We start from the raw sequence: 19481 nt of genomic DNA on the forward strand, positions 1-19481 counted from the left end.
ATGAAACACAGTAATTCTTTTAAAATACTCAAAGCCGGGTCGCATATATTGAATAACCAAATTCTATTTAAAAAGGATTCAAAATAAGGTCATTACAAAAATTATATAGGATACAACCATGATGGTTTTATATTGTTTTAAGCTTATTCGATTAAACAGTAACTCTTCAATTACAAAAAATAAACATGCTACCACAATTGAAAAAAAGCTCAGCCCCAATAGTGAAAACATAAATAAAACTGCTACTACAATTGCAAAGAAAATATAAATAATAAATTTAAAACTACTTTTTCCTGCTGGTATTTTTCTCAGTATCAATTCTGCAACTATTCCAACCGGATATGCATATAAAAATACACCCAAAAAAATCACATAGGAAAATAGCGAGAAACTATTTATAACACTATTCATATCTTGGAAGTCTGTGAGAACAAATTCAGTTGGACTTAACATCAAGAACACAACAATACATGAAATCCAATATGTTACAATTGAAGCATTAAGCTTCTTTAATATCATGCTGACCTCCAAAAACCTATAAATTTTCATAATAAATAAAGGCTTCTTCCTACTTAGATCAATGCCACTGGTTATGAAGAAGACTAAAATATACATCAGATAGATGGTTAGGTGCTAGCTGAAAAGTACCGCTTGTATAACATTAAAAACTATGAGAACAGTATAAATAAAAGTCCCATGTAAAAGACTTTTAATCATAAATTCTTTTCCATTTGTAAATCTCCTAAAGTAAAACGCAAACCAAATTGCACTAACTATTCCGATGGCCAACCATATATAATAAAAAATAATACTAAAGAAACCCCAAACAGCAAAGAGTGCTATTACTGTTAAAAACAGAACATTAATTATAAATACCATTAGATTAAGTAATGTGTTAGAGTTCATTACTTCCTCCTTAAATCTTCGGTAGTTTTTGTAACCTTCTCATTCTTAAAAAAACATTATGAAGATTTTTGTCAAAAAAACTTATTGTGAAATATAAGTGTAATTAAAGACTCTTTATTATAAAAAACACCTGTTTAATACTATCCTTCGCACCTACATTTTAACATAATTTTCAAGTTTCCTTTGAAATCTCATACACATTACAACACAAATTCGTAATCCATTAAGTCGGTGTTAGTTGGTGAATACATATGGATTTTGAACTGAAAATATTGAAATCGTTTAATATAAGAATAAAAAACGCACTGTGAATTCATTGTGAAATCCAGTGCGTTTTACTTTGATATTTTTTCATTTGCACCTCTGCATTAACCGGATATTAGGTTTAGGTAGAGAGGTTCTTTGTCATTAGACTTTAAAATACCATTCTTTCCGGTGTAAATACAGGGCTAGAATTGTCCATAAGCCTAGAATGCCTAATGCATAAATGAGGTGTCCGTGTGGTACAGCTTCAGGAATGAAGTCTCTTAACCACATTTGAATGGATTGAGTATCAACCTTGAGATTCTGTAATACAGAAGTAACAAGGTCTTTACCGAAATAAATTAATAGACTGTTTCTCCCCAATGCCATTAGAAATGTAGGTGCTTTTACTTGGTCAGCAAACTTTTGATCATAAATATAATATATAATGGCCAAAACTAGAATGGTAATGCCAGAGGTTAAGGTTACAAATGATGGAGTCCATATCTTTTTTGCAATTGGTACAAATAGAGAAAAGACCGGTGTGATTGCAATCAATCCTAATGCATAGACCGTCAACAACCTCACTTTATAGCGTTTTGCAGCCAGTATGATTCTGGATGCACCATAACCTAATAGGATGTTTGCTACTGCAGAAATCATTGAGAGGGTCCCTTCAGGGTCATATCCCTTAGTTCCATTATGATAAGTATGTTCATTTCCATAGATCATAGCATCTATCTTATGTAATGGATTACAGTCAGGTTGTACAAGTTGATCTGTACAGCTTTGCCCCCCAAAGCTTAGCAAGATTGAATAACCAATTAATATGACCAATGCTGTAGATGTAACGTACAACCAAGTTCGGCTAACAATGGTAAGAATTACAGCAATTAAACCAGAGATTGCAAAAAGCTGTAATACACCTGTAATTCTTAAAGTACTTAAATCATTATTCCAAGTGACGACAGCATTATAAGCAAGTCCGATTACCCAAAACCAGAAAGTCCTTTTAAACACTTTTTTCCACCGGATACTATTTCGATACGCTACAGCCAATCCTGCTCCAAATAACGTCAAAAATCCCGGGAACAATACATCGGAAATGGTTAATCCATACCATGGAGCGTGTCGTAACGATTCATAACCACCTGGTGGGATATTACTCACAAACAAAGCTAAAATAACCAAAATACCTCGTGCAATATCCAGCGCATCAATTCTTCTACTTAATTTGATTTCTTTCATTATTAAAAGCCCCACTATTTCTCTAATTTATGCCATTTATTTTTTGGATCTTTTTCCATTAACTTAAATGATTCAGTGACTGAAATCTTCCCTATACTATAAAAACCGTTCTCAGGATTCCATATACCATAGGCATCCAATGCAGGTTTTACATCCTTCAAATAACGGAATTCAAACGGTGCAATCTCACCAACATTCACATCTACATATCGGGGAACAAAGAACATCCCTTCGTTCACACGCCCTGATTGAAGAAGGTCCCGCAACGCTTTTCCTGTTGCTGCATGGTCAGGATGTGGATCATAATAACTGAAGGCGAAATGTTGAGCTTTTGGATATCTTTCGTCAAAGTTTGCCATGACCGAATTGACATTATCGATCTTCAGATTCCCGTCTGTGAAACCATATATATGGACATTTTCCTCATCTGCACCTAATTCACTGACAGCAAGTTTAAATTCTTTCACTCTAGCTTTCTTGAATTCTTCTACCGTTAGAGGAGCTTTCTTCTCGTTTTGTAATTTTTCATTTATCTTTCCTTTAACTGCGGATCCTCCGCCTTCGGTCAAAAGGACAACATGCACGTCATACCCTTGCTTTATGTAATGCACAATGGTAGAACCCATAGATAAGGTTTCATCATCTGGATGAGGTGAATAGAATATCGCTACCCCTTTAGGTTTTGAAGCAGTAAATATCATAAAGCCTATAAAGAAAATGATGAGTAATAAAACTGTAAAGCTTTTAACTCTCATTATAAAACCGTCCTTTAATTGTTCTAAAGAAATATTATATCACACCATAAAATACTGTTCTCGAGGGTAAAGAAATGTTATGTCTACCAAATTGTTATAAGGAAGAGACCCTTAAGAATTTTTATGTGGGAGAAAAGTTAGAAAAGAAAAGATGCATATCCTTTTGAAAAGGATGCATCTGTAGTTCGGAATCATTGCTTGTGAATTTTTAAGGTCTGTTCCCATTTCTGATTCCAAAAGCGAAAGTGAACTTTTGTGTATCTTTCATTTCTACAGTTACTTTAACAACTTGTTCAGGTATGGTTGAAGGTAAGGTAAATGAAGATCTTTGGATTGTTTTATCATGTATTTCATCATTCTCTATGTACATATACCGAATAGATTTATAATCTCTCTCTGTTTGATTTAAATTGATTTCAATATGTGCTTTACCCTGAATATCAAACTCCGCTATACCTATCGGATCAATGGGAAGTACATATGGCCCAGGGTGTCCTTCCATACAATCAATCCCCCAGCACATTCTTTCAACTTTTCCAATTAAAGAAGCTTCATCATTGATTTTGACAACGGGTACAGGAATCTCAGTAGTGTCCATTTTTCTTACAATAATTTCGTGCTGGATAGTTTCATGAAAAATGGGAATGAAAGCGGCGAAGAAAGAGATCAGTAGGATGAAAGATACGAATATTCTAGCAGTAGACTTCTTCTGGAACGAAAACCGTAAACAAAATATGATCACCACCAAGTTCCATAGGGCTAAGAGGTAAAGGGCAGATTCGAGCGGAATTTTCATAAGAGCAATCGACATTGGGAGATAGAAGAGGAGTGAAACAATCATAAACTTCCAAGATTTTATCCGATAGGCATATATGAACCAACCAATTGACATTAAAGAAAGGATTATAAAACATCCCATAATAAAATAAACCAAAAACCATCCCATACTAGACCTCCCTGATTTAGACTTTTTTGTTATGATTTAATATCTATTTTAGCATCAGTCACATAAAAAAAGAGGTGTGAATTAACGTACTAATTCCACCTCAATACTTTATGCAATTTGCTTTAGCGTTATTTTATGAATCGAATCGTTAGTGGATAGCGATAATAATTTCCTTCACTCGCTTTAATGGTGCCGATGATCATGAAGATTAAATGAAGAATCACCACTATAGGGAGAAGGACCATTCCAATAAGGACCAACATCAGTGCACCAGCAATCAATCCATATAAGAAAAAGCTGATTTGGAAATTCACCGCTTCTTTTCCATGATAGTCAATATAAGATGACTCATCTTTTTTAATTAACCATAAGACTAGGGGACCCAGAATAAACCCGAGTGCAGCTGTAAGATAGCCAATAAATGCAGCTAAATGAACATACATGCCCCAATTCTTTTCATTCTTTGTTAGTGTATCGTGATTTGTTTCCATGTTTCATCACTCCTTTATTAATATTTAGGCAACTAATCAATCGCTTTGACTTTTGTTTTCTCTTTATCACTGAATATAGCACTGATGAGAAGTACAATTGCTGTAAGGCTGTGCATGAACCAACCGATAAACGGAATCCAGGCTATGGCGGAGGTGATGATGCCCAAAATGCTTCCTGCACGCTGGAACCCAATGCTCGCTTCTTTACTCGCATAAATCAGAGTCAGGATGTGCAACCCAAGCATCACGAATAATGGTACATAGCCATTGCCGATTACAAATGCCCCTCCAAGAACAGGAATTGCTAATAGTGCTTCACAACCACCCGTAATCCATTGTAATATTTTATATGTCTTCATTTGAATTCTTCCTTTCAAGTTGAAAGCTCTAACATTAATGTATACGCACAAAAAAGAAAAAGGTCTCAAAATTATACTAGTGCCAAGTACTTCCGTACATATCCATTATATCAAGGGTTTCTAATCGGTGTCAGGCACTGAAGTTTAACATAGATATACCAAGGGTTCTGAAAAGGTACCAGGTACATAAAGGAGTTCGGTTATGAAGAAGTTTATCGTCTATTGGTTGCCGGTTCTACTCTGGGCTGGGGTTATCTTTTATTCTTCCTCGCAACCGTATGAGGATCAGGATATCAAGCCGTTTCTAAGTGGAAAGATTCCATTGGAGTGGGTGAATACATTCAGCTTTGTGAACTTTGACTATGCAGGTGAAGAAGTGAGCATAGAAGCTCTTGGGGAAGCTCGTTTTTTGGAATTCTTCATTCGTAAAGGTGCACACCTCACAGTCTATTTCATATTGGGTGTATTGCTATTTAGAGCGCAATACCGCACTAAGACATTAAATTACAGTTTATGGCTTGCGATAATATTGGGTGTGTTATACGCAGCATCAGATGAAATCCACCAGGGATTTACGCCGAACAGAAGTCCGCATGTTGAAGATGTCCTCATTGACACGGTTGGCATCATACTAGGTACCATCTTCATAAAAAACATACACAAAAAAAGAGCGGAGTAAAATCCGCTCTAGCTCAATTCCAAGTGACTTTTCAGTTTGTTCGTAATTTGATTACGTTCCTCGTCAGAAACGATATAATACCAAAGTTTATCAATGGTTTGTCCATGTCCTTTTACTTCAAAAGTCTCGATGTTATGTCGAACATCTTTATAGTTTTTCTGAACCTCTTTCATCTCATCAAACGTCATGTTGGTCTTAATGTTTTTACCAAGAACATTTAAGATGTCATCAAACTTCGTGATAGTGGATACTTGAGCACCTTCGTTAATGACCGCTGTAATGATTTGACGCTGACGATCGTTTCTACCTAAATCACCACGAGGGTCTTTCTTACGCATTCTGGCATAAGCCAGGGCTTCATCTCCATTCAAATGAATATTCCCCTCAGAGAAACTATATCTTCCAGCTGAGAAGCCGAAGCTATTATTGACACTAACTCCACCCATCGTATTTACGATGTCTTTAAAAGATTCCATGTTCACTTTGAAATAATAGTTAATAGGAATATCTAAGAAATTTTCTACAGTGTCAATTGTCATCTGAGTTCCGCCGTACGCATATGCATGGTTGATTTTCTCAATTGTTCCTCTTCCAACAATTTCAGTTCTTGTATCTCTCGGTATACTGAACATATACATGGAATTATCTTGGGGATTCAATGTCATAATGACCATGGTATCCGAACGACCTTGATCATTTTTCCTTTCATCCACTCCCATTAAGAGGATCGAAATAGGCTCCAGTTCATCTTTATTCCCATCTACTTTTGGTGGAGGCGTTTGTCTGCTGGATTCAATGGGTTCATGCATCTCATTTACTGTATCCTTTGCAGAGTCATATAGATAATATCCATATCCACCTAACGCTAAAATCCCAATACCTACTAAACTACCTAATATCAATAGGATTTTTTTTATCATTCAAATACCATTCCCAACTCTAAAAATTAGTAAATCTGATAGAGATTATAACCCTTCCAGAAGGAATAGGCAATACTACCAAAAATTATTAAATATGGAAAATTAAATGGTAATAGATTGGTAAATTTGATAGAATGAATGAGAAAAAAAGAGGAGGGATCATTTGTATAAAAAATTTGTAGCTTTAATACTTTGTTTTGCACTCACGTCATTTTACATACCTCAGGATAGTTTAGCAGCAGAATCCTATGAAAATCCATCCTATTCAGAGATTAATAAATTGCTAACTGAAAAAGCGATAGAAAAGGGAATTCCACCTGAAATCGTAAAAGCGGTAGCATATGCGGAAAGTGCATGGGATCAGTTTAAAAATGGTCAACCCCATATTACTTCAGACGGTGGAATCGGAATCATGCAAGTAACCGATAAAAGCCAGTTTAACGAAGAAAAGTTGAAATCCGATATCGAGTACAATATCGATGCAGGTCTTCAAATACTATTAGAAAAATGGAATATGTCTGGTAAAAGAATTCCAAACATCAACGACCAAACAAAAGACAAATTAGAAAATTGGTATTTTGCCGTAATGGCATATAACGGATTGGTTCCTGCAAACAGCCCGGTCAAAAAAGCAGACGGAACAATCAATAAAGACGCGTATCAATACAAAGTCTTTGGGTTCCTTGAAGCGTATAACCCTGGAATCAACCTTGCAGAAATAAAGTTTAATCCTTCAGAATTCCGTTATGAAAATGATCTACTATACTTTGAAAAGCAGCTATACAAAACAGAAAAACCAGCTCAAACGACAAAGCATCAGTTTAATGATACGAGTATCACCAAAACAGTATATGGAGCAAATATCAGAAGCGGACCATACCGTGATTCTAGAGATGTTGGTAACATCGAGAATGATGAATTTCAAACAGTAACCATCTTGGATTCTTTTGTATATGATCAATCACACAAACATGGGACTTCTGATAGTGGCATGAGATACAAACATTATGTATGGTACAAAGTTCAACTGAAAGATGGAACCATTGGTTATGCCGCCTCTAGTACATTAAGAGATTTTGCAGAAAGGTTATCAGGTAAAGAGCGGTATGAAACAGCTGTTGAAATTTCGAAGGAAGGCTGGAAGACAGCGGATACAGTTGTGTTAGCTCGAGCTTTCGACTTCCCGGATGCATTGGCTGGTGCCCCACTTGCCTATCATCTGAATGCACCAATCTTGTTAACGAATACAGGCAAGCTGAATGATGCAACCAAGAATGAAATCAAACGGTTAGGTGCTAAAAAAGTGGTCATTTTAGGCAGTGGATCTGCGGTAAGTGACAAAGTCAAAAATTCGATTAAAACTGAATTGGGTATTACAAACATACAACGTATCGGTGGGAAAAACCGTTATCATACTGCAGCTCTTATTGCAGAAGAAATGAAGAAATTGGGCGTCAACTACGATCAAGCAGTAGTCGCCTACGGATGGAAGTTCCCGGATGCCTTAGCCATTGCACCATATGCGGCGCGAAACGGAATCCCGATTTTATTAACCAACAACAATGAATTACCAGGTTATACATCTACAGCTCTGAAAGGCGTTAAGAAATCAATTGTCGTAGGTGGAACTAGCATGGTATCGAATAACATACTGAAAAATCTTCCTGATGCCAATCGGATTTCTGGAGCAGAGCGTTGGGACACGAATGCAGAGGTTGTAAAAAAATATCATAGTACCGCGAAAGAAGCTTTCGTCGCTACAGGTTACAAGTTTGCGGATGCACTTACAGGTTCTGTTTTAGCCGCCAAACGAAATACCCCAATATTGCTGGTGAAAACGGATTCTGTACCAAATGCAATTCAAAAGAATGTTACAAGCAACCAAATGACACACTTTAAGTTGTTAGGCGGTTCGGACGTCGTTAATGTTCAATATCAACTTAGTGATTTAACTGAATAAACAAAATTAGGGAATCAGTAACGGATTACTGGTTCCTTTTTTGTGCCAAAATTATTCTAGAATGATAGTGCAAATGTCATATTTGGACTAATATTTACAAAACTAACAAAAAATTTCCCGATTTATGCCAGTTAAATGTGCTATAATACGGGATGAAATATAGAACTTATCATTTAGTGGGGGAAATTATGGAAGAAACAATCAGTCTCAAAGAAATATTTGCAACGTTACAGAAGCGGATCTGGATGATTATCCTGGTCACCGTCATTGCAATGGGGATGAGTGGGGTCATTAGTTACTTCTTTCTAACTCCAATCTATCAATCTTCAACACAAATTCTTGTCAATCAATCAAATGAAGGACAACAATCTTTGGACATAAATCAAGTGCGAACAAATGTCGAAATGATTAATACATACCGAGTGATCATCAAAAGTCCAACGATTCTTCAAAAAGTCCAAGAAGAATTGGGGTTGGACTCAGTCGGTTCATTGACCGAAAAAGTGACAGTAAACAGCGAGCAGAATTCACAGGTGTTTTCAGTGGTTGTAAAGGACCCTGATCCAGAAATGGCTGTTAATATTGCCAACACCGTATCGGAAACATTCCAAGCGGAAATCACATCGATTATGAATGTTGATAATGTGAAAATTCTATCAAAAGCAGAATTGAAAGAAAATGCATCTCCTGTAAGCCCGAATCCACCTCTTAACATTGCTATTGCAATGGTTGTCGGATTAATGGTTGGTGTAGGTTTAGCATTCTTACTAGAATATTTGGATAATACAATTAAGACTGAACAAGATTTAGAAAAGTTACTAGACCTTCCTGTATTGGGAGTAATTGCTGAAATGGATGAAGAACAAACCAATCCACACCGCAATCAATTAAAGCATCGAGTAGGAAGTGAAAGCATTGAAGCGTAATCAACGAAAAACGATACGGGACTTTAAAGAAAGAAGCCTAATTACACATTTCAACTCAAAGTCACCAATTTCAGAGCAATATAGAACCATTCGTACAAACATTCAATTTTCTGCCATCGATCAAGAATATCGAACAATCATGGTGACTTCTTCAGGACCTGGGGAAGGGAAATCGACAACTGCAGCAAACCTGGCTGTCGTCATGGCTCAACAAGGAAAAAGAGTACTACTTATTGATGCAGATATGAGAAAACCAACAGCCCACTACACATTCCGTGTAAGTAATGTCCGTGGCTTGTCGAATGTGTTGACTCGCCAAGCTAATCTTTCCGAATGTATTAATTCATCTGAAATCGATCGCCTAGATATATTAGCAAGTGGTCCGGTTCCGCCAAACCCAGCTGAACTTCTAGGGTCACGTGCATTGAAAGCACTAGTGGAAGAAGCGAAAGAGAGTTATGATCTTATTCTCTTCGATTCGCCACCGGTATTGGCTGTAACGGACGGTCAAGTACTTGCTAACCTATGTGATGGTGTAGTGCTCGTCGTTTCAAGCGGCAAAACGGAAAATGAGATGGCACTAAAGTCAAAAGAACTCCTAAATTCTGCAAAAGCAAAGGTCTTAGGTGTCGTATTGAACCGAAAAAAGATGAAAAAAGGCAACTATTATTATTACTATGGTAGTAATTGATAAAAAATGGGGGATTCGACAAAATTCCCCCCTTTCCATTCGTGGGATATTTTGTTAAGATAACATTCGTAAACAGGAAAAATGTACTAGTTAACCTAAAAATAGGTGTGATTAAACATGATTGATATACATTGCCACATCCTACCTGGAATCGATGATGGAGCCCAGACAATTGAACAAAGTCTATTGATGGCAAATGCGGCTGTTGATGAGGGGATTACACAAATCATCGCCACTCCCCACCATAAAAACGGTAGATATGATAATTACAAAACTGATATACATACACATGTTACACAATTGAATGAAAAGCTAAATGAAGCGCAAATTCCACTAACGATCCTACCAGGACAAGAAAACCGAATCTATGGAGAAATGGTACAGGATTATGAAAAAGGTGAACTATTATCCCTGAATAATGGCGGGAAATACATCTTTTTAGAATTTCCATCTAATCATGTCCCTCGCTACGCCAAGCAATTAATATTTGAACTTCAACTCGTTGGGCTAATCCCGGTAATCGTTCACCCTGAACGAAACCAGGAGTTGATTGAGCGCCCTGAAAAGTTGTATGAACTGGTAAGTGATGGCGCTTTAACTCAAGTCACAGCATCTAGTGTAATTGGAAAATTCGGGAAATCAATCAGGAAATTCTCCTACCAACTTATAGAACACAATCTAACACATTTTGTAGCCTCAGATGCACATAATACAACATCGCGTGGATTTAATTTACGACCTGCTTATGAGGAAATTGAAAAGAAGTTTGGTATTAGCCAAAGATATATGATGATGGAAAACGCAGAACTACTTATTCAAGGGGAAACCATACATCTAGAATCACCATTACAGATTAAGAAAAGGTTTCTTGGGATTTTCTAAATAGGTTCATCTTCCCAAGGGGTAATGTCTCCTCACCACTATCAATGGAGGCACTCGGCTATACTGTGGGTAGAAACACACCTTAGACACTTCGTTGTCACGAGTATAGCGTGAGGGCGGGTTAGATGCCTAAATACATAATTATCTTATATTCGCCATTTATAACTTTCGTAGTATATATGTTTTTTTGAGGGTTATTTTATTGGATGATCCTCATTTAGGAGAGGTAGATGTTTTTGAGAAATAATGAATCATTTCCGAAATCCATTAATAAAGCCATACGATACATAAAACAAGATGCACCCTTAGAACAAATAGAAGAAATCAGGATCCAAATCAATCATGCCATTGAACAAAGAATAAAAAATGAATCGAGGTGTAAGTAAGTGACATATCGAAAAAGAATTTCCTTTTTGATTTTCGTAGATTCCATTATTGTGCTATCTGCAATCTATGTAAGTAGCTATCTATTAAGTTACCATAAGGTGTTATTTTCAGAGTCGATTCTTGCAAGCTCGATCGTGCTATTAATCAGTCATCATATTTTATCCTATTATTATAAGTTGTACAAGCGAGTATGGCAGTATGCAAGTATTGGAGAATTGGTTGTCATCTTTAAGACCGTAACGTTTTCAATTGTAGGTGCAGGGTTAGCGCAACTTTTGATTGTACAAGATATCTTTTTTAAAGCACTCATCATAACCTGGATGCTGCACATGCTATTAATTGGAGGTTCAAGATTTATTTGGCGCATCTATAGAGATACATACATAAGTCCAAAACATAAACAAAAACGAACATTAATCATCGGCGCTGGTTCAGCTGGAACGATGGTATTACGACAATTAAGACAAAATAACATAACGGAATTAAATCCGGTTGCTTTTGTGGATGACGATGTAAAAAAGCAACAACTTGAAATTCTCGGTGTACCGGTTCTAGGAACTTCCAAAGACATAAGTAAAGTTGCAAATAAACTAGAAGTGGATCATATTATTATAGCCATTCCTTCTTTAAAGAAATCAGAATTAAATCGAATTTATCAGGAATGTATGAAGACAAACGTTAAGACACAGATCCTTCCAAAGATAGAAGATCTTATGCTCGGCAATGTTTCCATCAACCAATTTAGGGATGTGAAAGTCGAGGATCTATTAGGAAGAGATCCTGTAGAACTGGATATACAAAGTATCTCTAATGAATTATTCGGACAAACCATCCTTGTAACTGGTGCAGGAGGATCCATCGGATCGGAAATTTGCCGGCAAGTATGTAAATTCAAACCGAAAAAGGTTTTACTATTAGGTCATGGAGAAAATTCAATCTATCAAATTGATATGGAACTAAAACAAAAATACGGTAAGCAACTTGAAATCATCCCGATTATTGCCGATATCCAGGATCGAGACCGTATCTTTGAAGTGATGAACACACATAGACCGGATGTCGTATATCATGCAGCCGCTCATAAACATGTTCCACTAATGGAATACAATCCACAAGAAGCTGTGAAAAACAATGTCATCGGAACAAAGAATGTTGCAGATGCTTCTGATGTATTTGGTGTAGGTACATTTGTTCTTGTTTCATCCGATAAAGCGGTAAACCCGACAAATGTAATGGGATCCACAAAACGCATTGCTGAGATGGTTATTCAAGACTTAGATTGTAAGAGCCATACCAATTTTGTGGCAGTACGCTTTGGAAATGTATTAGGAAGTCGAGGTAGCGTCATTCCATTATTCAAAAAGCAAATTGAAGCTGGGGGACCGGTAACCGTTACACATCCAGAGATGACAAGATACTTTATGACGATACCAGAAGCATCTCGTTTGGTCATTCAAGCTGGAGCTTTAGCAAGTGGAGGAGAAATATTTGTATTGGATATGGGAGAACCAGTAAAAATCGTAGATCTTGCTAAGAACCTTATCCAGCTATCAGGCTATGCTGTTGATGAAATTGGAATAAAGTTTTCAGGGATTCGACCAGGAGAAAAGATGTATGAGGAGCTTCTTGGTGAAAATGAAGTCCATCCTGAAGCAGTATTCCCTAAAATCTTCATTGGGAAGTCAGTTGAGATTGAATATGACAGAGTATCTTATTTAGTTGAAAATCACTGGAGTTTCAATAAAGAAGATTTATCAAAATATGTGTTGGAACTAGCTAACAAGAAACAAGAAGAGTTGTTAGTGAGTAACCTTAATTAATACTTATAGCATTACAATGGAAAACCCATCTATCAAGATGGGTTTTCCATTGTGAGAATCACTTAGTGCTTTAGTAGTTATTTAGGGATACATAGGAACTAAAGAATTCAAATAAGTACTAAACTACTAAGATAAATAAGCAATAATTTATGGAAGGAAGACTCCTAAAATGAAAGATAGAATATACCTCTCTTCACCACATATGAGTGATGAAGGTTTTGAGATGGAATATGTAAAAGACGCTTTTGAAACAAACTGGATAGCTCCATTAGGAAAGAATGTGAACGAGTTTGAAAATGAATTTTCAACTATAGTTGGTTCCAATGCTGCAGCTGCACTTTCCTCAGGTACTGGAGCCATTCACCTGGCACTAAGAGCAGCTGGTATTGGTGAAGGGGACATTGTTTTTTGTCCAACTTTAACCTTCTCAGCAACTGCAAACCCAATTATCTATCAAAATGCAACTCCTGTTTTTATAGATAGTGATTTTAAAACCTGGAATATGTGTCCTGAAGCTTTAGAAGAGGCTTTCAAAAAATTCCCGGAAGTAAAAGCAGTTATTGTCGTCCATCTGTATGGTCTCTCTGCAGACATGGATAAGATCATGGAAATCTGCAAAAAACATAATGTAGTAGTCATTGAAGATGCCGCAGAGTCCTTGGGTACTTATTATAAAGGAAAACATACGGGTACTTTTGGTGACTATGGAATCTTCTCTTTTAATGGCAATAAAATTATTACAACTTCTGGCGGAGGTATGCTCGTTTCTGATAATGAAGAGCGTATTGCAAAGGTTAGATTTTGGGCTACTCAATCTAGAGATCCTGCAAGACACTATCAGCATAGTGAGCTAGGGTTTAATTATAGAATGAGTAATGTTGTTGCCGGTATCGGACGAGGGCAGCTTAAAGTTTTGGATAAGAGAGTAACTAAGAAGAGAGAGATTTTTAATTTTTATAAAAGAGAACTTAGTGACCTGGAAGGCGTTGAGTTTATGCCAGTTAATGAATGGGATTACCCTAACTTCTGGCTAAGTTCAATGACCTTAAAAGGAAATGTTAGACCAATAGATATCATGGAAGCTCTTGAAAAAGAGAATATAGAATCAAGACCAATTTGGAAGCCGATGCATATTCAGCCATATTTTAAAAAATATAATTTTGTTGGTACTGGTATAGCAGAGGAATTGTTTGAAAATGGAGTATGTTTGCCATCTGATACGAAAATAACAGATGAGGATTTAGAAAGAGTTGTTAAGATTATTAAAGGGTTGTGGTTAGATTAATGAATGTTTCAAATGTTGGTCCATATCAAAAATTTATTAAACGGCCCTTGGACTTAATATTATCAGGATTGGCTTTAATAATTCTTAGTCCAGTCCTGGTGGTTGTTTCCTTTTTTGTGAGAATTAACTTGGGAAGCCCAGTTTTATTTAAACAAAAAAGACCGGGACTTAATGAAAAGATCTTTTTAATGTATAAGTTTAGAACGATGACAGATGCAAGAGATGAAAAAGGTCAACTATTACCAGATAGTGTAAGGTTAACGAAATTCGGTAAACTACTGAGAGCTACTTCCTTAGATGAACTCCCAGAACTAATTAATATATTTAAAGGTGATATGTCTATTGTGGGACCCAGACCTCAACTAGTACGAGATATGGTATTCATGAGTCAAGAACAAAGAAGGAGACATAGTGTTTTACCTGGTCTTACTGGATGGGCTCAAGTTAATGGCCGAAACGGTATAACTTGGGAAGAGAAACTATCACTAGATCTTGAATATATTCACAATATTTCATTTCTAAAAGATTGCAAAATCATTTTAATGACATTAGTGAAAGTATTTAAGAGTGACGGTATAAGTGCAGATGGATTGGATACTGCTGAAGATTTTGGTGATTATTTATTAAGAGAGAAGAAAATTAGCAAATATGAGTACCAGGCTACTATGGAAAAGAGTAAGGGGTTATTGAATACGAAACCTTAACGCTTTCTTGTGAACTATCACTTAAGTGGAAAATAATAATAAATGAGGTTTTTTTATGAATGTTTTATTTCTAATGCTGAACTATCCTTTTGAACAAGAAAGAGAACATATGTATAAAGAATTAAGTAGAAAGTATGCTGAAGAAGGTCACAATGTTTATGTTGCTGCTCTATTAGAAAACAAACATGGTAAAGAAACCTTCCTACAAAGTGAAGATAACCATCATATATTGTGGATTAAAGCAGGTAATTATTTTGGGGTTAACAAAGTAATGAAAGGCATTACAGCATTGTTATTACCACAATATTTTAATAACAATATAAATAAGTATTTTAAAGGCGTAAAGTTTGATCTAGTTGTCTATCCAACACCCGCAATTACACTTTACTATACAGTCAAATTGATAAAAAAGAACAATCCGTCAGCTAAATATCTATTAGTAGTTAAAGATATCTTCCCTCAAAATGCCTTAGACATAGGTTTAATGAAGAAAGGTATAGTATTTAATTTATTTAGAAATATTGAAAGGAAAATCTATAACATATCGGATTATTTGGGATGCATGTCCCCTAGAAATATAGAGTTTATTTCTAAATTTAATAATGTACCAAAAGATAAGTTCTTTATTTTAGAAAATTGGTTAACCCCTTCAAAACAACAGAAAATACCAGAATCTGACTTAATTGAAATTAGAAATAAGTACAATTTGACCGATAAATTTGTATGTACATTTGGTGGTAATATTAGTCCGGCAAATGAACTAGAATTTTTAATTCAGTTAGCCGAAAAAGTTGAAGACAACAGTATAAAGGATTTAGTTTTCATCGTCATTGGTAAAGGCACTGCAAAAAAGAAGATTCTAAATGAGATTAAAAATAAGAAATTATCTTGTATTAAAATTTATGATTTTGTACCAACCCAGGAATACGACCAATTAATTCATGCAAGTGATGTCGGATTAATTAATTTAAATAGAAGATATACGATACCGAACATACCATCAAAAACATTGAATCTAATGAGAATTGGCAAACCAATACTAGCAGCAACAGATAAAAATACAGATTATAAAGAATTAATTACTGAAACAGCTAACTGTGGGTTGTGGTGTGAGACAGGCGATTTAGATTCATATTTCAGAAACCTAATAAAAATAAAAGAATCTAAAGAACTAAGACAATTGTTTTCAAAAAATGCAAGAAAATACTTCATAAACAATTTGACAACAGATAATGCGTACAAAAGTATCCAAGAAAAAATGGGTGAGTAAATGAATGTTATAATTATTGGAGCTGCAAGATCAGGAACAAACATGCTAAGAGATACCTTAGTTAAATTCGATGATTTTGCTACATGGCCGTGTGATGAAATTAATTATATTTGGCGATACGGATTAAGAAATGAGATTGACGACCAGTTTGCCCCCTCACAAGTTACCAAAGAGAAAAAAGAGTTTATTAAAAATAAGTTTGATTGGGTTAGAAACAAATATCATGTAAAAAATGTAATTGAAAAAACTTGTGCTAACTCTTTAAGGGTCGATTATGTTAACGAACTAGTAGATGATGCAAAATATCTTTTTATTTTTAGAGATCCAATAGATGTTGTATCTAGTGCTGAAATTAGATGGAAAGCAAAATTGGATATCAAATACATTATGGACAAAGCTAGATTCGTACCAACAAAAGACATACCTTATTATGCAGGTAGTTATCTAACAAATAGAATAAAAAAATATTTTAATAATGAAAAAAGATTGAGTTATTGGGGACCGAAATATAAAGGATTTGAAGAAGATGCTATCAACTTATCTGCACTAGAAATTTCTGCAGTTCAGTGGAGAAAATCCATCGAAGCATCTGAGAGTAGTTTTCTAAAAATGGATAAATCAAAATATCTCTCAATTGACTATAACGATTTCGTTATAACTCCAAAAGAAGAATTAAAAAGAATATTGACATTCTTAAACTATGAAATTGATGAAGCGGATATTTCAGAAAGTATTTGTAAAGTATCCACAAGAAGCATAGGAAAAGGATACAAAGTTTTGTCTGAAAAAGAGCTAGAAATAGTAAATTCGATAGTCGGTAATAAATATGAAATACTAAAAAAAACTTTTGATAGGTAATGGTGATAATTTATGTTTAATGGTAAAACTTTATTGATTACTGGTGGTACAGGTTCATTTGGAAATGCAGTTATGAGAAGATTTCTTAATACAGATATTAAAGAAATTCGAATTTTTTCAAGAGATGAGAAAAAACAAGAGGACATGCGCAAGCTTTATAAGAATGACAAACTAAAGTTTTATATAGGGGATATAAGAGATTTAGGGAGTGTAAAAAATGCAATGCATGGTGTGGATTATATATTTCATGCAGCAGCACTTAAACAAGTACCTTCGTGTGAATTTTTTCCTTTAGAAGCAGTTAAAACTAATGTGATTGGTACAGATAATATTCTCACTGGGGCAATTGAAAGCGGAGTAAAAAAAGTGATTTGCTTATCAACAGATAAGGCTGCATATCCTATTAATGCCATGGGAATTTCAAAAGCTATGATGGAAAAAGTGTTTGTAGCTAAAGGAAAAACTGTTGACCCTGAAAGAACATTAATCTGCGGGACGAGGTACGGTAATGTAATGGCTTCCAGAGGATCTGTAATACCACTATTTATTGAACAAATCAAAAATGGGCAACCATTAACTGTTACAGACCCAAACATGACTAGATTTTTAATGAGTCTTGAAGAAGCAGTAGAACTTGTAGTATTTGCCTTTAAAAAAGCTGAAGCTGGTGACATTATGGTTCAAAAAGCACCTGCATCTACTATTGGTGATCTCGCACAAGCGATAAAAGAACTATTCGAAGTGGATAATGAAATAAAAGTGATTGGTACTCGGCATGGGGAGAAACTTTATGAAACACTTCTTACACGTGAAGAGCATGTAGTTGCTGAAGATTTAGGCGGATTTTATCGAGTTCCTGCAGACAAGAGAGACTTGAACTATGATAAGTATTTTGTAGAAGGTGATAAAAATTTATCATCTGAAGAAGAATACAACTCTCATAATACAGAAAGATTGAATATTGAACAAATTAAAGATCGATTATTAACACTTAATTATGTTCAGGAAGAGTTAAAAAATATGAAAAGGAAAGTATTTGTATGAAAATATTAGTTACTGGTGCTAATGGATTTATAGGCAAAAATTTAATTGCAGAACTTCGTAACAGAAATTATACAGATATCTTTGAATACACTAAGGAAACTGAACAATCCCTCCTGAATGAGTATTGTAAAGAAGCAGATTTTGTATTTCATCTTGCTGGTGTAAATCGTCCAAAAGATGAAACAGAATTCATGAAAGGTAATTTTGGTTTTACCTCTACCCTTCTTGCAACACTTAAAGAGTACGATAACAAATGTCCGGTAATGATTTCATCCTCTATACAAGCCGAATTTAATAACCCATATGGTAAGAGTAAAAAAGCTGGGGAGGCTATATTATTTGAATATGAACGGGAAACTGGTGCCAAAGCTCTAGTTTACCGCTTTCCAAACGTTTTCGGTAAGTGGTGTAAACCGAACTATAATAGCGTAATTGCAACATTTTGCTATAATATCGCAAATGATCTACCTATTACTGTAAACGACCCTAGTGTTACAATGAATTTGGTTTATATTGATGATGTAATAGAGGAACTAATCAATGCATTAAACAGTAATATGAATTCAGTTGGGGAGTTTTGTGAAGTCCCCACCGTTTATAGAGTTACTCTTGGTGAAATTGCAGATTTAATTTATTCTTTCAAAAGTAGTCGCGATGAGCGCTTAATTTTGGATATGTCTAATCCATTCACCAAGAAATTATATAGTACATATTTAAGTTATTTGCCAAAAAATCAATTCAGTTATGACCTGAAAATGAATATTGATCAAAGAGGTTCTTTTACAGAGTTTATTAAAACTCCAGATCGAGGACAAGTATCTGTTAATATTTCAAAACCTGGTATTACAAAAGGGAACCATTGGCATCATACCAAAAATGAAAAATTCCTTGTTGTGAGTGGTAAGGGAGTTATTCGTTTTAGAAAAATAGATTCCAATGAGGTCATTGAGTATTTTGTTAGTGGAGAAAAAATGGAAGTTGTAGATATCCCAACAGGCTATACTCACAATATTGAAAACCTTGGTGATACAGATATGGTAACTATAATGTGGGCAAATGAGCTTTTTGATTCAGAAAAACCAGATACTTACTACCTGGAGGTTTAAA

19 protein-coding genes are annotated in these 19481 nt (G+C 35.2%); 12 read left to right on the forward strand and 7 right to left on the reverse strand.

The genetic code is table 11. The annotated features are described in order from the left end of the window. Window positions 1–78 precede the first annotated feature (78 nt). The 6 genes from ACXQIQ_RS14665 to ACXQIQ_RS14690 form a co-directional block, all read right to left on the reverse strand. A complete protein-coding gene (locus ACXQIQ_RS14665; RefSeq protein WP_439301623.1) occupies window positions 79–519 on the reverse strand; it encodes a hypothetical protein in 441 nt (146 codons plus the stop codon). A 795-nt stretch (window positions 520–1314) separates the two neighbouring features. Beyond that, entirely contained in the window at window positions 1315–2397 is a 1083-nt protein-coding gene (locus ACXQIQ_RS14670) for an acyltransferase family protein (RefSeq protein ID WP_439301622.1), read from the reverse strand. Window positions 2398–2411: 14 nt separating this feature from the next. After that, window positions 2412–3152, reverse strand: a complete 741-nt coding sequence (locus ACXQIQ_RS14675; protein WP_439301621.1) for a PIG-L deacetylase family protein — start codon at window positions 3150–3152, stop codon at window positions 2412–2414. A 208-nt stretch (window positions 3153–3360) separates the two neighbouring features. Beyond that, window positions 3361–4098: a hypothetical protein gene (locus tag ACXQIQ_RS14680; RefSeq protein ID WP_439301620.1), complete on the reverse strand. Its 738-nt coding sequence runs from the start codon at window positions 4096–4098 to the stop codon at window positions 3361–3363. Between the two features lie 128 nt (window positions 4099–4226). After that, entirely contained in the window at window positions 4227–4589 is a 363-nt protein-coding gene (locus ACXQIQ_RS14685; RefSeq protein WP_439301619.1) for a DUF4870 domain-containing protein, read from the reverse strand. Between the two features lie 32 nt (window positions 4590–4621). Further along, the gene (locus tag ACXQIQ_RS14690; protein WP_439301618.1) at window positions 4622–4948 is read right to left on the reverse strand and encodes a hypothetical protein; all 327 of its coding nucleotides are present in this window, start codon (window positions 4946–4948) and stop codon (window positions 4622–4624) included. Window positions 4949–5150: 202 nt separating this feature from the next. Between ACXQIQ_RS14690 and ACXQIQ_RS14695 the strand changes: the two genes are divergently transcribed. After that, entirely contained in the window at window positions 5151–5627 is a 477-nt protein-coding gene (locus ACXQIQ_RS14695; RefSeq protein WP_439301617.1) for a VanZ family protein, read from the forward strand. Window positions 5628–5635: 8 nt separating this feature from the next. Here the strand turns inward: ACXQIQ_RS14695 and ACXQIQ_RS14700 are convergent, their stop codons facing one another. Then, window positions 5636–6547, reverse strand: coding sequence for an LCP family glycopolymer transferase (locus tag ACXQIQ_RS14700; RefSeq protein ID WP_439301616.1), 912 nt, complete (start codon window positions 6545–6547; stop codon window positions 5636–5638). Between the two features lie 163 nt (window positions 6548–6710). On the opposite strand from ACXQIQ_RS14700, the gene ACXQIQ_RS14705 reads away from it, so the two are divergent. The 11 genes from ACXQIQ_RS14705 (at window position 6711) to ACXQIQ_RS14755 (ending at window position 19480) form a co-directional block, all read left to right on the forward strand. Beyond that, window positions 6711–8507: a cell wall-binding repeat-containing protein gene (locus ACXQIQ_RS14705; RefSeq protein WP_439301615.1), complete on the forward strand. Its 1797-nt coding sequence runs from the start codon at window positions 6711–6713 to the stop codon at window positions 8505–8507. A gap of 188 nt (window positions 8508–8695) precedes the next feature. Beyond that, window positions 8696–9433 carry a YveK family protein gene (locus ACXQIQ_RS14710; protein ID WP_439301614.1) on the forward strand — a complete coding sequence of 246 codons (738 nt, stop codon included), beginning with the start codon at window positions 8696–8698 and terminating at the stop codon, window positions 9431–9433. Beyond that, window positions 9423–10124, forward strand: coding sequence for a CpsD/CapB family tyrosine-protein kinase (locus ACXQIQ_RS14715; RefSeq protein WP_439301613.1), 702 nt, complete (start codon window positions 9423–9425; stop codon window positions 10122–10124). The genes ACXQIQ_RS14710 and ACXQIQ_RS14715 overlap by 11 nt, the downstream gene beginning before the upstream one ends. 117 nt (window positions 10125–10241) lie before the next feature. Next, complete coding sequence (locus ACXQIQ_RS14720; RefSeq protein ID WP_439301612.1) at window positions 10242–11006, forward strand: tyrosine-protein phosphatase; 765 nt, start codon at window positions 10242–10244, stop codon at window positions 11004–11006. A 386-nt stretch (window positions 11007–11392) separates the two neighbouring features. Next, window positions 11393–13213 (forward strand): polysaccharide biosynthesis protein, encoded by a 1821-nt coding sequence (locus tag ACXQIQ_RS14725; protein ID WP_439301611.1) that lies wholly within the window; start codon window positions 11393–11395, stop codon window positions 13211–13213. A 169-nt stretch (window positions 13214–13382) separates the two neighbouring features. Beyond that, window positions 13383–14498, forward strand: a complete 1116-nt coding sequence (locus ACXQIQ_RS14730; protein WP_439301610.1) for a DegT/DnrJ/EryC1/StrS family aminotransferase — start codon at window positions 13383–13385, stop codon at window positions 14496–14498. After that, window positions 14498–15202 (forward strand): sugar transferase, encoded by a 705-nt coding sequence (locus tag ACXQIQ_RS14735; protein ID WP_439301609.1) that lies wholly within the window; start codon window positions 14498–14500, stop codon window positions 15200–15202. The genes ACXQIQ_RS14730 and ACXQIQ_RS14735 overlap by 1 nt, the downstream gene beginning before the upstream one ends. A 55-nt stretch (window positions 15203–15257) precedes the next feature. Next, window positions 15258–16472 carry a glycosyltransferase family 4 protein gene (locus ACXQIQ_RS14740; protein ID WP_439301608.1) on the forward strand — a complete coding sequence of 405 codons (1215 nt, stop codon included), beginning with the start codon at window positions 15258–15260 and terminating at the stop codon, window positions 16470–16472. Then, on the forward strand, window positions 16473–17330 hold the full coding sequence (locus ACXQIQ_RS14745; RefSeq protein WP_439301607.1) for a sulfotransferase: 858 nt from the start codon (window positions 16473–16475) through the stop codon (window positions 17328–17330). It abuts the gene before it with no gap. Window positions 17331–17342: 12 nt separating this feature from the next. After that, window positions 17343–18374, forward strand: coding sequence for a polysaccharide biosynthesis protein (locus tag ACXQIQ_RS14750; RefSeq protein WP_439301606.1), 1032 nt, complete (start codon window positions 17343–17345; stop codon window positions 18372–18374). Beyond that, window positions 18371–19480, forward strand: a complete 1110-nt coding sequence (locus ACXQIQ_RS14755; protein WP_439301605.1) for a capsular polysaccharide biosynthesis protein CapF — start codon at window positions 18371–18373, stop codon at window positions 19478–19480. Before ACXQIQ_RS14750 ends, ACXQIQ_RS14755 begins: the two co-directional genes overlap by 4 nt. Window position 19481 lies beyond the last annotated feature (1 nt).

Source organism: Pseudalkalibacillus sp. Hm43, assembly GCF_054170705.1.

Coding starts and splice junctions, on each gene's coding strand:
- ACXQIQ_RS14675 (WP_439301621.1), bottom strand. CDS start 3,152: ATGAGAGTTAAAAGCTTTACAGTTTTATTACTCATCATTTTCTTTATA.
- ACXQIQ_RS14755 (WP_439301605.1), top strand. CDS start 18,371: ATGAAAATATTAGTTACTGGTGCTAATGGATTTATAGGCAAAAATTTA.
- ACXQIQ_RS14740 (WP_439301608.1), top strand. CDS start 15,258: ATGAATGTTTTATTTCTAATGCTGAACTATCCTTTTGAACAAGAAAGA.
- ACXQIQ_RS14745 (WP_439301607.1), top strand. CDS start 16,473: ATGAATGTTATAATTATTGGAGCTGCAAGATCAGGAACAAACATGCTA.
- ACXQIQ_RS14730 (WP_439301610.1), top strand. CDS start 13,383: ATGAAAGATAGAATATACCTCTCTTCACCACATATGAGTGATGAAGGT.
- ACXQIQ_RS14685 (WP_439301619.1), bottom strand. CDS start 4,589: ATGGAAACAAATCACGATACACTAACAAAGAATGAAAAGAATTGGGGC.
- ACXQIQ_RS14665 (WP_439301623.1), bottom strand. CDS start 519: ATGATATTAAAGAAGCTTAATGCTTCAATTGTAACATATTGGATTTCA.
- ACXQIQ_RS14690 (WP_439301618.1), bottom strand. CDS start 4,948: ATGAAGACATATAAAATATTACAATGGATTACGGGTGGTTGTGAAGCA.
- ACXQIQ_RS14750 (WP_439301606.1), top strand. CDS start 17,343: ATGTTTAATGGTAAAACTTTATTGATTACTGGTGGTACAGGTTCATTT.
- ACXQIQ_RS14695 (WP_439301617.1), top strand. CDS start 5,151: ATGAAGAAGTTTATCGTCTATTGGTTGCCGGTTCTACTCTGGGCTGGG.
- ACXQIQ_RS14720 (WP_439301612.1), top strand. CDS start 10,242: ATGATTGATATACATTGCCACATCCTACCTGGAATCGATGATGGAGCC.
- ACXQIQ_RS14670 (WP_439301622.1), bottom strand. CDS start 2,397: ATGAAAGAAATCAAATTAAGTAGAAGAATTGATGCGCTGGATATTGCA.
- ACXQIQ_RS14680 (WP_439301620.1), bottom strand. CDS start 4,098: ATGGGATGGTTTTTGGTTTATTTTATTATGGGATGTTTTATAATCCTT.
- ACXQIQ_RS14735 (WP_439301609.1), top strand. CDS start 14,498: ATGAATGTTTCAAATGTTGGTCCATATCAAAAATTTATTAAACGGCCC.
- ACXQIQ_RS14700 (WP_439301616.1), bottom strand. CDS start 6,547: ATGATAAAAAAAATCCTATTGATATTAGGTAGTTTAGTAGGTATTGGG.
- ACXQIQ_RS14710 (WP_439301614.1), top strand. CDS start 8,696: ATGGAAGAAACAATCAGTCTCAAAGAAATATTTGCAACGTTACAGAAG.